Raw genomic sequence first — 13,324 nt, forward strand, 5'->3', positions numbered from 1 at the left:
CGGCTCAGTCGCTTGCTTCGGAGGTGATCCCGTCCTCGCTCTCGTCGCCGATGGGAGCGGGGCCCGGTCTCCCCTCCGCGCGGGTGACGATCCAGTCGGCGATCCAGACGGCTCCGACGCCGAGGACGATGCCCGCGAGGACGTCGATCGCCCAGTGGATCCCGAGGTACATCGTCGAGAAGACGACGCACGCGGTCACGAACGACGCGATCGGAAACCACCGCGGGTATTCGCTGCGCGACCGCCAGGCGAACACCAAGACGACAACTGCCAGCGACGTGTGCAGTGACGGGAAGACGTTCGTGTTCGACGACACTGCCGACGTCACCGTCTGGGTCTCCGGATAGAAGTCGTACATCAGCCCGGAGACGGACGACAGGTGGTTCCGCGGCCCGTATGCGATGAACAGCGTGTAGAAGATCGTCCCGATCAGGTAATTCAACAGGTACGCGATGAGGAGTTCCTTGAGGTGGCGCTGGGACGGCAACAGGAAGTAGAGGATCGGCGCGGTTACCAGCAGGAACGGGAACCCGAACATGTACATCGCCGAGAAGAACTCCAGCGTGGCCTTGGGGACGATGTCCTGGAGAACCGCCACGAACTCCCCTTCGACGGCGTATATCTCCGCGGTGATGTCCCAGTCGAGCGCGTGCGAGATCCGTTCACTATGGCCGGTCGTTGCCCGCTTTGCCAGGAAGAACAGGGCCGCCGCGCCGAGATACGGCGCGGTCTCGAGGAATCGGTGATCGAGTTCAGCCGCCGTCCGGCTGATAGCGGTCCGATCGAGGCAGGTCGCACAGGTTCCTATGAGTCCGATGCAAACGACGAGTACCGTGAGCATGACGACGAATCCAAGTGCCATCGTTAGTTTCTCCCAAGTTCGTGGTTCGACGGGTGACTTCGGTCTGTGGGACGGTAGCACGGAGGGCGGAGGGAAATAGCTACCTGAACCACGGCGCGCGCAATTGGCCGATCTGGCCCGTCGATGAGTGTCATTAGAGTATACGTTTTTTACTAAATATATATCTATTGGTGTACAGATCCGTGTCCGGATCGACTCTCACGCCGGAATGGTACGCGACGACACTCCGGGAGGACCGACAAGTGAGATTTGGTCGGTGGGACCACCAGTCGAGAGCCGTCAACGCAGAGCTAGCAGTACCGGCCAGCGTCATCAACGGAGGGTCGACAGCGTCTCGCCGGCCTCGCGTGCCGCCTCGAGACAGTCCCGGGCATACCGGGGGTCGTCGGCGGCGGCGGCCTCCGCGGCGAACTTCTCGAGCGTGCGGACGAGCGCGTCGCGTGCGGTCTCGAGGTCGCCGTCGACCGACGGCGGGGTTACTGTCGACTGCGACCTCGACCCGGCGCTCGAATCGGACGTCTCGGATCGCGGCTGACGGACCCCCTCGTCGGCTCGTCGCCGGCCGGCAGCGGTCGGTTCCCCGTTGGCGTCGGCCGCACGGCCAGCCTCGGAGTCGGCAGCGTCGACCGTGTCCGCGGTCGTCGCATCGGCCTTCGCAGGACGGTCGCGACCGTCGTCGGCCGGCTGGTCCGTCGCAGACTTCCCTGCAGCGGATTGGTCCGTCGCAGACTTCCCTGCAGCGGACTGTCCCGTAGTGGGCTGCTCCGCAGTCGACTGTTCCGTCGCGGGCTGTCCCGCCGTTGGCTGTTCGTCGGCCGGTTGCGCCTCGAGTCCCGTCCCCTCGACGGCGTCGGGATTGCCGTGACAGCTGGGGCAGAACGTGGTTCCCTCGTACTGGAAAAGCGGGTCGCCGCAGGTGCCACAGTGGGCGTTTGTCATCGTCGCGCCCTTGAGCAGTAGGTCGCTCATCCGCTGGGTCGCCTCGCGCTCTTCTTTGTCCTGCTCGTACTTCTCTCGAAGTTTCTCGCGCTCGGCTTCCTTGTCGAAGTCGCTCATATCCGTCGAGACGTTTCGAAGCGTCGAAAAAGCTGCGACAGCCGACCGTCACCGATTTGCGACGGGTTCGGTCACCGCTCGAGGGCCGATTCGACCGAATCGACGGCCGCTTCCGGCGACTCGACCGTCTCGAAAGCCATCCCGAAATCCGAGACGTCGTGCGTCTCGAGGCCGATAACGGGGCGGTCGTAGATGCCGGCGAAGCCGATCTCCGAAAGTGTGCCGACGCCGCCAGCGAGCGCGATTACTGCGTCGCCGTTCAGCGGGACGAGGGCGTTTCTGGCATGGCCGAGCCCGGTGGCAATTGGGTGATCGACGTAATCATTGGCGTGGCCGCGACACTCGCCGGGAAGGATCCCGATCGTCGTGCCGTCCGCGGCTTTCGCGCCGCGACAGACCGCTTCCATCGTGCCGTCGCGGCCGCCACAGACCACCGTATGGCCGCGGGCAGCGAGTTCGTGTCCGACCGCTTCCGCCCGAGCCGCCTGTTCGTCCGTGATCGTTCCGCCGCCGATGACGCTGACGCGCATGGGTGCGTTCCGCGAGCGACAGGCATGATCGGTTCGGTCTCGAGGCGATCGTGGCTCGCGGGAACGCGAAGTCAATCGGGAAATTTTCGAGGACAGCACGGTGGTTCGCGCCGGCCTGGTCGGCTCGATCGTCGGTAACTGCGGGACGGTCAGACGCGACGACAGCCGTCGATATCTACAGCAGCAGCACTGTTCGAACGCCATCGTCCGACGGATTTAACGTGTGGGATGGGGAAGCAATACGTGGTATGACGAAAGTTAGCGTGGTCGGCGCGGCCGGGACGGTCGGGGCCGCCGCAGGCTACAACATCGCGCTTCGGGACGTTGCGGACGAGCTCGTCTTCGTCGACATTCCGGACAAGGAAGACGACACGATCGGACAGGCCGCGGACGCCAATCACGGCGCGGCCTACGACTCGAACACGACGATCCGACAGGGCGACTACGAGGACACCGCCGGCTCGGACGTCGTCGTCATCACGGCGGGCATTCCGCGACAGCCGGGACAGACGCGGATCGACCTCGCGGGCGACAACGCGCCCATCATGGAGGATATCGGCTCCTCGCTGGCCGAACACAACGACGACTTCATCACCGTCACCACGTCGAACCCGGTCGACCTGCTCAATCGGCACCTCTACGAGACGGGCGAGCGCGCCCGCGAGAAGGTGATCGGCTTCGGCGGTCGGCTCGACTCCGCCCGCTTCCGCTACGTAATCTCCCAGCGCTTCGATGCGCCCGTCCAGAACGTCGAAGCGACGATCCTCGGCGAGCACGGCGACGCGCAGGTCCCCGTCTTCTCGAAGGTCCGCGTCGACGGCCGGGACCCCGAGTTCGACGAGGACGAGAAGGCGGAACTGCTCGAGGAGCTCCAGGCCTCGGCGATGAACGTCATCGAGAAGAAGGGCGCGACCGAGTGGGGCCCGGCGACCGGCGTCGGCCACATGGTCGAGGCCATCCTGCGCGACACCGGCGAGGTGCTCCCCGGCAGCGTCGCGCTCGAGGGCGAGTACGGCCACGAGGACACCGCCTTCGGCGTCCCCGTCAAGCTCGGCTCCGACGGCGTCGAGGAGATCATCGAGTGGGACCTCACCGAGTACGAGCGCAACCAGCTCGGCGAGGCCGCCGAGAAGCTGTCGGAGCAGTACGACGAGATCTCGTAAGCGACGGTCGTTCCCGGTCGGCTTTTTTCACGTCCGCTGCTCGAGCCGGCGTCATACGGGTTGCTGTCACTGTGTCCCGGTGCACCCGCATAGCTGGTCACGGATGCGCCTAGAGATGACTGACAGGAGTCCGGCTCAGGGAATTAGCTGCTCGCCGTCGTCGTCGTAGATCGTGATCGCGTCGACGGGGCAGGACCGGGCGGCGAACTTCGCGTCGAGTTCGGCGTCGTCGGGGACTTCGCGGACGAAGGTCCCGTCCTCGACCTCCTCGCTGTCCGTGAGGGTCGCCTTCCCCCTCGATTTGTCCTCCTCGAAGGCGTCCCACTCGGCAACGCACTGGAACATCCCGATACAGGTGTCCTCGTCGAACTCGACCTTCATGGGCGAGGGTTGGGCCGATCCCCGTAAATCGTTAGCGGTCGTCTACCGTGAGAGACGTTATACGGGACCAATTGTCAGCGGTGATTTACTATCCTCGGCCCCCTTGATTCGGGTATGAGCCAGGACCGGACCGGCTCGTCGGCAGCCGAGGAACGACGGCAGAGTGGGGCGGATCCGCTCGGCCGAGCAATGCTCGCTCACCACCGCGATACCCCGGGACAGCTGACCTATCGCGATGGGACGGAGCGACGGGACGGGAACGTCGCCGAGTTCTACTTCTCGAGCCCCGAGTCGTGGGATCGGGAAACGATCGACGGGCTCGAGCGCGTCGCCGACGCCGAGCCGGTCCTCGACGTGGGGTGTGGCGCAGGGAACCACCTCCTGTGGTGGGCCGATCGGGGCGTCGATGCGGTCGGCGTTGACGCGAGTCCAAATGCGGTCTTGGCCGCCCGCGAGCGGTGCGAGGTCCGTAGGACCTCGAGGCGGAGCGGCGAAGCCGCGGAGCGCGGCCTCGAGGACGTTCTCGTCGGCGACATGTTCGATCTGCCGGTGCCGACGGACGCGTTCGGGGCCGTCCACGTCGTCGGCACGCAGCTCGGCCTCGGCCGCTCGCTGGTCGGCGTCCGCGAACTGCTCGTCGAGTTCACCCGCGTCACCGACGACGGCGGAGTCGCGGTCGTCGATAACTACGATCCGACGCGACTGGACGAGGACTTCTTCGGCTACCGACCCGACCCTCGCGAGGGCATCGCTCACCGGTGTTTCCACCTCGAGTTCGAACGCGAGACGGACGACGGCGAGCCGCGCCGGGAGATCGGGCGGACGCTCCAGTTCCTGCTGTGCTCGCCCGCTCGGCTTCGAGAGGCGGTGATCGAAACGCCGTGGGACGTTTGCGGCGTGTCTCGGGGCGACGAGGCGGCTCACTACAGAGCGGTGCTCGAAAAGACCGGCTGACGAGGCGGTCGACTCGACCGTGACGAACGTGCGGTCGACAGTACTGCCGAGGGAACGCTTTTCCACGCAGTCGTGGAACGACGGGGTACGGGAGACGAAATGGTCGCACTGTCCGGTGCTGTCCTCGTCGGGACCGCGATCGTCACTTGTCTGTTCATGGCGTGGGTGCTGGGAGCCAACAGTAACTCGCCGCCGTTCGCACCCGCAATCGGCGCGAACGCCATCTCGACGATGCGGGCGGCGTTCGTCATCGGACTGCTCGCGGCCGCGGGGGCGCTCATGCAGGGTGGCAGCATCTCCGAGACCGTCGGTGGGGAGCTGATCGATGGCGTCACGATCACGCCGCTTGCGGCCACCGCAGGCCTGCTGACGGCGGCGTCGTTCATGGCGATCGGGATCTACACGCGGTATCCGATCCCCGCGGCGTTCGCGACGACGGGCGCGATGGTCGGCGTCGGCCTCTCGCTTGGCGGCGACCCGGCGATGGCCACCTACCGACGACTCGGGATCTTCTGGGCGCTGGTGCCGATCATGTCCGGCGGGCTGGCGTACGCGACGGCGACGGTCCTGCGGCGCGACGACGTTCCCGAGACGGTCGGGGTCCCGCTGCTCGCGGGGATCGTCGGCGCGATCGTCGCCAACGTCCGCCTCGGGGTGATCCCCGATCCGACGGCCGATCAGGGCACTCTCGCGAGTTTCGTCGCTCGACAGTTTGGCGGCGGGCCGACGCTCGCCGCCGGGATCGATCTCGGCACCGTCCTCATAACGATCGGAGTCGGGGCCTTGGCGTTCTACTGGGTTCGCGAGCGCGTCCGCGTCTCCGTCGAAAACGGCATCCGCTCGTTCCTGCTCGTCCTCGGCGGCATCGTCGCCTTCTCCTCGGGCGGCTCGCAGGTCGGGCTCGCGACCGGCCCCCTCGAGAACCTCTTTCGAGCCGAGCTCGGCCTGCCGGGAAGCCTCCTGCTCGCGATCGGCGCGGTCGGTATCCTCGCGGGGGCCTGGATGGGCGCGCCGCGGCTGTTGCAGGCGACCTCCCGGGAGTACGCCCAGCTCGGCGTGCGCCGATCGATCGCAGCGCTGGTGCCGGGCTTCATCATCGCCCAACTAGCGATCGCGCTCGGGATCCCCATCTCGCTGAACAACATCATCCTCTCGGGGGTCATCGGCGGCGGGCTGGCCGGCGGCTCAGCCGGCGTCTCGCGGCGCAAGATCGGCATCACGATAACCTTCTGGCTGGTGACGCTCGGGAGTTCGGTCGTCGTCGGCTACGGACTCTATCAACTGTTCGCGTGGGTCATCGGGAGCTGAGTCCCTGATAGCGTTGACAACTCGAGAAACCACTGAAATCCATCTTTTTTCGAGACGATCCGGCACCCGATTCCTCGCTCGAGAGGAGCCACTGACGGTCGCTGCGCGGTGCTTACTGCACGGCGGCCGCTCGACACTGGGTCGCACGACAGCCGTACGATCGGTTGAAAACCGTTTCAGTCGGGGCTAGAGCACCGTCACCGGTCGCGCGGTGCGTTCGACCACCGTGGCGGCGATGCCGCGGCCGAGAAACCGCCTGAGAAACCCCGTCGATCTGCTTCGGGAGCCGTAGATGACGACGTGATCGATTCCCTCCTCGGATGCGTACTGCGGGACGACGGTGCCGGGTCGTCCCTCGGCCGTCTCGATCCGGACGCGGTCCGCCGCCGCGGAACCGGTAAGATCGGAAGAGTCGATGGAACCGGCGACCGACTCGAGCAACTCCTCGGCGCTGGCTCGAGCCTGCGACGTGCGGTCCTCGCTTCGCTCCAAGACGCCGCCCTCGCTGAGCGGCGCGTCCAGCGGGGTTACGACCGCGAGCAGCGTGATCTCGGCGTCGGGGAACGTCTCGAGGGCGTACGCGAGCGCCTCGTCCTCCCGCGGACGGCCGAGCGTCGGGACGAGGACGCGATCGGGGGCGGACATACGGTTCCGTTCGGGAGCCACGGCCATCGATCTATCGCCGTCGAACGAGCGCTCTCTTCGCGGTGTGAATGGAGCAGTGGGTTTTGATGGGTATATGGGGAAGAAGTGTCCTGCTAGCGCGCCGACAGGGAATCGCCACGCCCTCCCCAGCCGATTCGTTCGTTCCCGATGGTCACTCACTCATCCCTCGCGCAGTATCGTCGACCGGCCTCACTCGTCGTTCGGCCGCCCGATAGCGCGCGCCACCGCACGCCGGGTGACCGGTCCGAAGTGAGACATGACTCAGCTGTACCGAACGCTCGAGGGAAGCACGGAGCCGCCAGCGATCGACACGGATCGAAAGGCGGACAAACGCATTGCTCGAGGATCCGAGCCCACGGCCCTCGAGACGATACTTTAAACCGCGGGACGCGCCAAGGAGAGGTAATGAATATCGAGGAGCTGACGGGGCTCCCGGCCGGTGCCGTCGACCACTTCCGGAGCGACGGCATCGAGGAGCTCTACCCGCCACAGGCCGAGGCGGTCGAGGCCGGCGCGACCGACGGCGAGAGCCTCGTGGCCGCGGTTCCCACCGCCAGCGGGAAGACGATGATCGCCGCGCTCTCGATGCTGTCGGCGGTCGAGCGCGGCGGGAAGGCGCTGTACATCGTCCCGCTGCGAGCGCTCGCCAGCGAGAAAAAAGAGGAGTTCGAAGCCTACGAGCGATTCGGCGTGACAACGGGTGTGACGACCGGCAACTACGAGAGCACCAGCGACTGGCTCTCGACGAAGGATATCATCGTCGCCACCAGCGAGAAGGTCGACTCGCTCGTGCGAAACGGGGCCGACTGGCTCTCGGATCTGACCTGCGTCGTCAGCGACGAGGTCCACCTCATCGACGACCGGAATCGGGGGCCGACGCTCGAGGTCACCCTCGCGAAGCTCCGAAAGCTCAATCCGCGCATGCAGGTCGTCGCGCTCTCGGCGACGGTCGGCAACGCCGACGAAATCGCCGACTGGCTCGACGCCGCGCTCGTGGACACCGACTGGCGGCCGATCGACCTCCAGATGGGCGTCCACTACGGCAACGCGCTGAACTTCGACGACGGCTCGACTCGTGAGGTGCCGGTCGAGGGCTCGGAGAAACAGGAGGCCGCGCTCGTCCGCGACATCCTGCGGGAGGGTGGCTCCTCGCTCGTGTTCGTCAACTCCCGCCGGAACGCCGAGGCCGCCGCGAGACGGCTGGGCGGCGTTTCGAAGCACGAACTGACCGGCGAGGAACGGGATGAGTTGGCCGAACTGGCCGACGACATCCGCGACGACAGCGACACCGAGACCAGCAAGGACCTGGCCGAGGCCGTCGAACGCGGCTCGGCCTTCCACCACGCCGGCCTCTCGAGCACCCAGCGGAGCATCGTCGAGGACGCCTTTCGCGACCGGCTCCTCAAGGTGATCTCGGCGACGCCGACGCTCGCAGCAGGGGTCAACACGCCCGCTCGACGGGTTATCGTCCGCGACTGGCGACGCTTCGACCCCAGCGCCGGCGGAATGGCACCCCTTGATGTCCTCGAGGTCCACCAGATGATGGGACGTGCGGGTCGGCCAGGGCTCGACCCCTACGGCGAGGCCGTCTTGCTCGCCAAGAGCCACGAGGAAAGCGAGGAGCTGTTCGACCGATACGTCTGGGCCGATCCCGAACCGGTGCGCTCGAAGCTGGCAGCTGAGCCCGCGCTGCGGACCCACGTCCTCGCGACCATCGCCTCCGGCTTCGCCCGAACGCGGGGTGGACTCCTCGAGTTCCTCGAAGCCACTCTCTACGCCAGCCAGTCGACCGAAGCCGGCCGGCTCGAGACGGTGACCGACACGGTGCTGGCGTACCTCGAGTCGAACGACTTTATCGAACGCGACGGTGGCAGTAACTCGGGCGGGGACGACGACGGCGACGACGGCGACGACGCAGCCGGCGCGTTCACCTCCGCGGCCGACCTCGCCGAGGAGAGTGGTCGGGACGAGTCGCTCGAGGCCACCAGTCTCGGCCACACCGTCTCCCGGCTCTACCTGGATCCGATGAGCGCCGCGACGATCGTCCACGGGCTCGAGCGGGCGAACGAGCGCCCGACCGCGCTTGGACTCTACCAGCTCGTTTCGCGGACGCCGGACATGTACGAGCTCTACCTCCGATCGGGCGAGGACGAGAAGTTCGGCGAACTCTACTACGAGCGCGAGGCCGAACTGCTGGGTGACGCGCCCAGCGAATTCGAGGAGGAGCGCTTCGAGGACTGGCTCTCCGCGCTCAAGACGGGGAAACTGCTCGAGGACTGGGCCGCGGAGACCGACGAGGAGCAGTTGACCGACCGGTACAAGATCGGCCCGGGCGACCTCCGCGGGAAGGTCGACACCGCCGAGTGGCTGCTCGGTGCGGCCGAGTCGCTCGCCGCGGAAATCGACAGCGAGTGGACCATCGCCGTCCGGGAGGCCCGCGCCCGCGTCGAACACGGCGTCGGCGAGGAGCTCCTCGAGCTCGTCTCGGTCGGCGGCGTCGGCCGGAAGCGCGCTCGACGGCTCTACGACGCGGGAATCGAGGAGCCCGCGGACCTGCGGACCGCGGACAAAGGCGTCGTTCTCCGCGTACTCAAGGGGAAGAAGACGGCCGAGACCATCCTCGAGAACGCCGGCCGAGAGGATCCCTCGATGGACGGCGTCGAGCCCGCCGAGTCGGGAGGTGGAGCGCCAATCGGTGACTCGAGCGGCGACGCGGACAGCGACGCGACGACGGCAGAGTCGGCGGATCCGGACGACAGTCAAGCGAGCCTGGGTGATTTCTGATGGAGCTACTCGAGTGCCGACTCGCGATTGACGATCTGGACTCGTTTGTAACCGAAATCGGCGCGATCGGGGATCGCCACGGCGTGACGATCCAAGCGTTCGATTCGCAGTATATCGCCGATCGTCCCCACCTCGAGCGGGCCGTCGAACTGGCCGATCGCGCCATCGAGCGCGGCGAGAACGTCGCCCGCGATCGCGCCGTCGAGATCCTGCTGTACGCCGCGGGCCGGCGGCAGATAGACCGGGCGCTCGAGATGGGCGTCGGCGAGGGAGACAATCGGGCAGTCGTCCTCGTCGATGGCGACGCCGTCGACGCGGAAGCGGACGCACTCGAGGCTCTCGAAGAACTGAACGCGTTCGTCGAACGGGAGCCGACGCTCGAGTCGCGAGACGAGGAGACGCTCTGTGAGTTCTTCGGAATTACTGACGCCGAACGCGGAGCCACCGACGCGCCGCTGTCGGCGCTGGTTGGCGAACGGGTCGCCCTGCTCGAAGTCGAGAAGTGAACCGACGAAAGACGAGGCGGAAAAAGGCGAGGCGACGAAAGATGAGCCGGTGACCGGCCGTCAGACGGGAGTCGACGGGTGATAGTCGACGCCACGCTCTTGTGCGATCCGCTGGACGTCTAGCTATGGCCACCCTCGAGGACCCAATCGAGATCGGCGATCTCACGATCTCCAACCGGCTCTACCGCGCGCCGCTGCTCGAGTGTGCAGGCAACGGCCCCGATGCGGTCGAGGCGTTGATCAACGACCTCGAGCCCGCGGCGGCGTCGGGCGTCGGACTCATCTGTCAGGGCGCGACGATCGTCCGCGGCGAGGGCGGCTGTGCCGCGCCGGGAATGACCCGCGTCCACGACGCTGAGTTCGTCGAGGGACTGGCGCGACTGACCGATCGGATCCACGACCACGGGAGCCGGATCTTCATCCAGCTCGAGCACGGCGGGCTCCGAAGTATGGAGACCTGGCACGCCGAGTATCGCCGGGAACATCCCGACCTCGAACAACTCGCCGTCTCGGAACCGCCGTGGCAGTTGCGGCTGCTCGATCGGCTGGGATTCCTCGAGTACGATCCGCACGTCCTCACGACTGACGAGGTGTACGATCTCGCCGCTGATTTCGGCCGCACGGCGGCTCGAGCCGCCGACGCCGGCTACGACGGGATTCACCTCGCCGGCGCGAACATGGGGATCGTCCAGCAGTTCTGCTCGCCCTTCTACAACCGACGGGACGACGAGTTCGGCGGCTCGCCCGAGGCCCGCCTCGAGTTCCTGGCGGTCGTCCACGACGAGATCCGCGAACGAGCGGGGGACATCCCCCTGATGACGAAGGTGCCGGCCGAGACGCCCGCGCCACCGTCGCCGCTCGTTCGGCGGAAACTCTCGCTCGCAGACGGGGTCGAAATCGCCCGCCGACTCGAGCGGATCGGCTACGACGCGGTCGTCCCGGTCCAGACGTCGGTCATCTGGGATATGAGTATCGTCCGCGGGGAGTACCCCGAGCGAGCGTGGGCCAACGAGGCGCTTCGCGAGGAGTACGACGCGGCCTTCGGCGGGTCAGGACGACGGCGGCTCGTCGCCCTGGCGAACCGCGTGCAGTCGCTCCAGTACAATTTCGAACCCGCGTGGAACGAGGACTTCTGTCGACGCGTGCGCGATCAACTATCGATTCCCGTGCTCGCAGAGGGCGGGATCCGCGAGCGGGGCGAGATTGATCGGTTGCTCGGCTCGAGCGAGCAGAGCGGGGCAGAAGGCACAGACGCCAACGACGCACCACCCGCCTGTGACATAGTCGGCATGGCGCGCCCCTTCTACGCCGAGCCTCAGTTAGGGGCGCGGCTGCTCGAGACCGAGTCGGGCGACGAGGGGGCGCGCGTGCTCTGTGAGAGCTGCAACAACTGTACGGTCCCGCAGGCGACGGGTGCCCCGGGAATCTGCCGGACGCCCGATGTCGTTCGGAGACGAGGGGAACTCGAGCGAGAGGGAGCCTACGAACGGACCGAGGGAGACTGATTCAGGCCGTGACGGTGTCGCTCGTTAGTTCCGCGAGCGTTCCCTCGGTCGTGTAGTCGGGCGCTTTGACTTCGAACCGGGAGTCGGTCGAGCCCGCAAAGTAGAGCTGCAGCGTATACGAGCCGTCGTCGGCGATCGGTGCCGCTTCGCGACGGTCTACGCCGACTTGCTCGAGCATGACATCCTGACCGGCGTACTGGGAACCTGTCGTTCCGCTGATCTCGTAGCGCTGGCGCTGAGCTTGGACGTTGGAACCGGCGACTGGATAGTCGTTGTTCACCCAGCCGTCGAGTCCTTCATCGATCGCGTACGTGTCTTCGTACCCCGCATCGATCAGCGCGGCGGCGCGCTGGGAGGAGAGATGGTGTGGGCAGCGACAGTAGGTGACGATCTGCGTGTCAGTCGACCACTCTTCGACGGGGTCATCAGCGGTCCCGTTCGGTGCAGGCGAAAAGACGGCATCCGCGATCCGGAGTGCGTCGTACTGGGCGCGCCCACGCGAGTCGACGATCCGTGCCTCGTCGTCTTCGTACCACTCGTAGACATCCTTAACCGGTGCGAGCGGAACGTCAATACCGTTGACCGTGTTCGTCGCGTACCCATCGCCGCCACCGAGACAACCAGCCACTCCGCCGATCGCTGCTGTCCCGCCAACAGCGAGGAACGTCCGTCGGTTCATGCTGGATAGATAGCGAGGACAGAGAGATATGGCTTCTGGTGACGTAGCAGTTACCGCGAGACCCCTTCGTTTCAACTGGAGACCAAGGGACAGGTGTATGAAAGTGCTCGAGTCGAAACGGCAGAGAAGTAGTCCATGCTGGATTCGAACCAGCGTCGAAGCCCCCAGAAGGCTTCAGGATTGGCCACTACCCTAATGGACTTGACATGTTTCGCCGGGTCGGCTTTCGACGAGGTATTACAGCATAGTTGGCTTCCGTATTAGAGTGTTACGAACTCAGGCGGTCAGCACTGAGTCGTGGTGTTCCAGTCGATGACAATTCGCACAGAGGACGATGCAGCGCTCGATCTCCTTGCGAATACTCGCCCTCGAGTGACCATTGGCAACCATCGTCGCGATGCTGTGTTCTTTCTCGTCTGGGTGATGGAAATCCAAGCAAGGCGGTCTATCTTCATCGCACCGGACACACTCGCAGTGGCGATTCTTGTACGAATAGAGCCACTGACGGATCTCCGCCCGGCGACGATCCTTTCGCTCGATGCGTTCCTCTCGGTTCTTGTAATACCAACGCTGTTGGCCCGTCAGTTCCTGCCACTCGACGCCATCCGGAATATCGACCCAATCCGGTTTCGGCTGAACGGGCTGTCCGCCCGTCACACACGGATCAAAGGTCTCTAATCCCGCACGCTCTTTCGCCGCGTTCCACCCGTTCAATATTTCCATAATCGTCGCAGAAGCCGGCGTCAGCCCCAACTCCTCGTACTGCGCCTTCGTCGGTGACTCACCAAGTTGCTCAGCCGCCCGCTGCAGCGCCTCGAGACACTCCTTCTCCGTCGTCACACCACCGTTCGCCGCGCCTTCCAATATAAACCCTCGCGAGCGCGTTCGGAAGCGGCACCGATGAAGACGAGCTACGAGCGCGAACCGACA

14 protein-coding genes and 1 tRNA gene are annotated in these 13,324 nt (G+C 65.9%); 7 read left to right on the plus strand and 8 right to left on the minus strand.

The window, feature by feature from the left end:
• Positions 1 to 4: 4 nt before the first annotated feature.
• From CP556_RS07195 to CP556_RS07205, 3 genes are all read right to left on the minus strand, one after another.
• Positions 5 to 862: a phosphatase PAP2 family protein gene (locus tag CP556_RS07195; protein WP_098724993.1), complete on the minus strand. Its 858-nt coding sequence runs from the start codon at positions 860 to 862 to the stop codon at positions 5 to 7.
• A gap of 312 nt (positions 863 to 1,174) precedes the next feature.
• The gene (locus CP556_RS07200; RefSeq protein ID WP_098724994.1) at positions 1,175 to 1,918 is read right to left on the minus strand and encodes an Sjogren's syndrome/scleroderma autoantigen 1 family protein; all 744 of its coding nucleotides are present in this window, start codon (positions 1,916 to 1,918) and stop codon (positions 1,175 to 1,177) included.
• A 71-nt stretch (positions 1,919 to 1,989) separates the two neighbouring features.
• Positions 1,990 to 2,448 carry a TIGR00725 family protein gene (locus CP556_RS07205; protein WP_098724995.1) on the minus strand — a complete coding sequence of 153 codons (459 nt, stop codon included), beginning with the start codon at positions 2,446 to 2,448 and terminating at the stop codon, positions 1,990 to 1,992.
• A 248-nt stretch (positions 2,449 to 2,696) separates the two neighbouring features.
• Here CP556_RS07205 and mdh point away from each other — a divergent pair, with 248 nt between their 5' ends.
• Positions 2,697 to 3,611: a malate dehydrogenase gene (gene mdh / locus CP556_RS07210; RefSeq protein ID WP_098724996.1), complete on the plus strand. Its 915-nt coding sequence runs from the start codon at positions 2,697 to 2,699 to the stop codon at positions 3,609 to 3,611.
• A 135-nt stretch (positions 3,612 to 3,746) separates the two neighbouring features.
• Here the strand turns inward: mdh and CP556_RS07215 are convergent, their stop codons facing one another.
• Positions 3,747 to 3,992, minus strand: a complete 246-nt coding sequence (locus CP556_RS07215; protein ID WP_098724997.1) for a ferredoxin — start codon at positions 3,990 to 3,992, stop codon at positions 3,747 to 3,749.
• A gap of 114 nt (positions 3,993 to 4,106) precedes the next feature.
• On the opposite strand from CP556_RS07215, the gene CP556_RS07220 reads away from it, so the two are divergent.
• Positions 4,107 to 4,946, plus strand: coding sequence for a class I SAM-dependent methyltransferase (locus CP556_RS07220; RefSeq protein WP_098724998.1), 840 nt, complete (start codon positions 4,107 to 4,109; stop codon positions 4,944 to 4,946).
• 99 nt (positions 4,947 to 5,045) lie between these two features.
• Positions 5,046 to 6,254: an inorganic phosphate transporter gene (locus CP556_RS07225; protein ID WP_098724999.1), complete on the plus strand. Its 1,209-nt coding sequence runs from the start codon at positions 5,046 to 5,048 to the stop codon at positions 6,252 to 6,254.
• A 186-nt stretch (positions 6,255 to 6,440) separates the two neighbouring features.
• Here the strand turns inward: CP556_RS07225 and CP556_RS07230 are convergent, their stop codons facing one another.
• A complete protein-coding gene (locus CP556_RS07230; protein ID WP_176548146.1) occupies positions 6,441 to 6,926 on the minus strand; it encodes a universal stress protein in 486 nt (161 codons plus the stop codon).
• A 250-nt stretch (positions 6,927 to 7,176) separates the two neighbouring features.
• On the opposite strand from CP556_RS07230, the gene CP556_RS26595 reads away from it, so the two are divergent.
• The 4 genes from CP556_RS26595 to CP556_RS07245 all read left to right on the plus strand — a co-directional run bounded on the left by CP556_RS26595 (position 7,177) and on the right by CP556_RS07245 (position 11,715).
• Complete coding sequence (locus CP556_RS26595; protein ID WP_255291422.1) at positions 7,177 to 7,299, plus strand: hypothetical protein; 123 nt, start codon at positions 7,177 to 7,179, stop codon at positions 7,297 to 7,299.
• A gap of 26 nt (positions 7,300 to 7,325) precedes the next feature.
• Positions 7,326 to 9,704 carry an ATP-dependent DNA helicase gene (locus tag CP556_RS07235; protein WP_098725001.1) on the plus strand — a complete coding sequence of 793 codons (2,379 nt, stop codon included), beginning with the start codon at positions 7,326 to 7,328 and terminating at the stop codon, positions 9,702 to 9,704.
• Positions 9,704 to 10,210, plus strand: a complete 507-nt coding sequence (gene cgi121, locus CP556_RS07240; RefSeq protein ID WP_098725002.1) for a KEOPS complex subunit Cgi121 — start codon at positions 9,704 to 9,706, stop codon at positions 10,208 to 10,210. Before CP556_RS07235 ends, cgi121 begins: the two co-directional genes overlap by 1 nt.
• A 125-nt stretch (positions 10,211 to 10,335) precedes the next feature.
• A complete protein-coding gene (locus tag CP556_RS07245) occupies positions 10,336 to 11,715 on the plus strand; it encodes an oxidoreductase (protein ID WP_098725003.1) in 1,380 nt (459 codons plus the stop codon).
• A 1-nt stretch (position 11,716) separates the two neighbouring features.
• Here the strand turns inward: CP556_RS07245 and CP556_RS07250 are convergent, their stop codons facing one another.
• The 3 genes from CP556_RS07250 to CP556_RS07260 form a co-directional block, all read right to left on the minus strand.
• The gene (locus CP556_RS07250; RefSeq protein ID WP_098725004.1) at positions 11,717 to 12,394 is read right to left on the minus strand and encodes a rhodanese-like domain-containing protein; all 678 of its coding nucleotides are present in this window, start codon (positions 12,392 to 12,394) and stop codon (positions 11,717 to 11,719) included.
• A 129-nt stretch (positions 12,395 to 12,523) separates the two neighbouring features.
• A tRNA-Gln gene (locus CP556_RS07255) sits at positions 12,524 to 12,596 on the minus strand.
• A gap of 74 nt (positions 12,597 to 12,670) precedes the next feature.
• Positions 12,671 to 13,234: a homing endonuclease associated repeat-containing protein gene (locus CP556_RS07260; RefSeq protein WP_098725005.1), complete on the minus strand. Its 564-nt coding sequence runs from the start codon at positions 13,232 to 13,234 to the stop codon at positions 12,671 to 12,673.
• Between the last annotated feature and the right edge of the window lie 90 nt (positions 13,235 to 13,324).

It is taken from the genome of Natrinema sp. CBA1119, from assembly GCF_002572525.1.
Lineage (GTDB): Archaea > Halobacteriota > Halobacteria > Halobacteriales > Natrialbaceae > Natrinema.

Bases quoted from the DNA above. Each gene is read 5' to 3' on its own strand.
- CP556_RS07195 (WP_098724993.1), bottom strand. From the start codon at position 862: ATGGCACTTGGATTCGTCGTCATGCTCACGGTACTCGTCGTTTGCATC.
- CP556_RS07200 (WP_098724994.1), bottom strand. From the start codon at position 1,918: ATGAGCGACTTCGACAAGGAAGCCGAGCGCGAGAAACTTCGAGAGAAG.
- CP556_RS07205 (WP_098724995.1), bottom strand. From the start codon at position 2,448: ATGCGCGTCAGCGTCATCGGCGGCGGAACGATCACGGACGAACAGGCG.
- mdh (WP_098724996.1), top strand. From the start codon at position 2,697: ATGACGAAAGTTAGCGTGGTCGGCGCGGCCGGGACGGTCGGGGCCGCC.
- CP556_RS07215 (WP_098724997.1), bottom strand. From the start codon at position 3,992: ATGAAGGTCGAGTTCGACGAGGACACCTGTATCGGGATGTTCCAGTGC.
- CP556_RS07220 (WP_098724998.1), top strand. From the start codon at position 4,107: ATGAGCCAGGACCGGACCGGCTCGTCGGCAGCCGAGGAACGACGGCAG.
- CP556_RS07225 (WP_098724999.1), top strand. From the start codon at position 5,046: ATGGTCGCACTGTCCGGTGCTGTCCTCGTCGGGACCGCGATCGTCACT.
- CP556_RS07230 (WP_176548146.1), bottom strand. From the start codon at position 6,926: ATGGCCGTGGCTCCCGAACGGAACCGTATGTCCGCCCCCGATCGCGTC.
- CP556_RS26595 (WP_255291422.1), top strand. From the start codon at position 7,177: ATGACTCAGCTGTACCGAACGCTCGAGGGAAGCACGGAGCCGCCAGCG.
- CP556_RS07235 (WP_098725001.1), top strand. From the start codon at position 7,326: ATGAATATCGAGGAGCTGACGGGGCTCCCGGCCGGTGCCGTCGACCAC.
- cgi121 (WP_098725002.1), top strand. From the start codon at position 9,704: ATGGAGCTACTCGAGTGCCGACTCGCGATTGACGATCTGGACTCGTTT.
- CP556_RS07245 (WP_098725003.1), top strand. From the start codon at position 10,336: ATGGCCACCCTCGAGGACCCAATCGAGATCGGCGATCTCACGATCTCC.
- CP556_RS07250 (WP_098725004.1), bottom strand. From the start codon at position 12,394: ATGAACCGACGGACGTTCCTCGCTGTTGGCGGGACAGCAGCGATCGGC.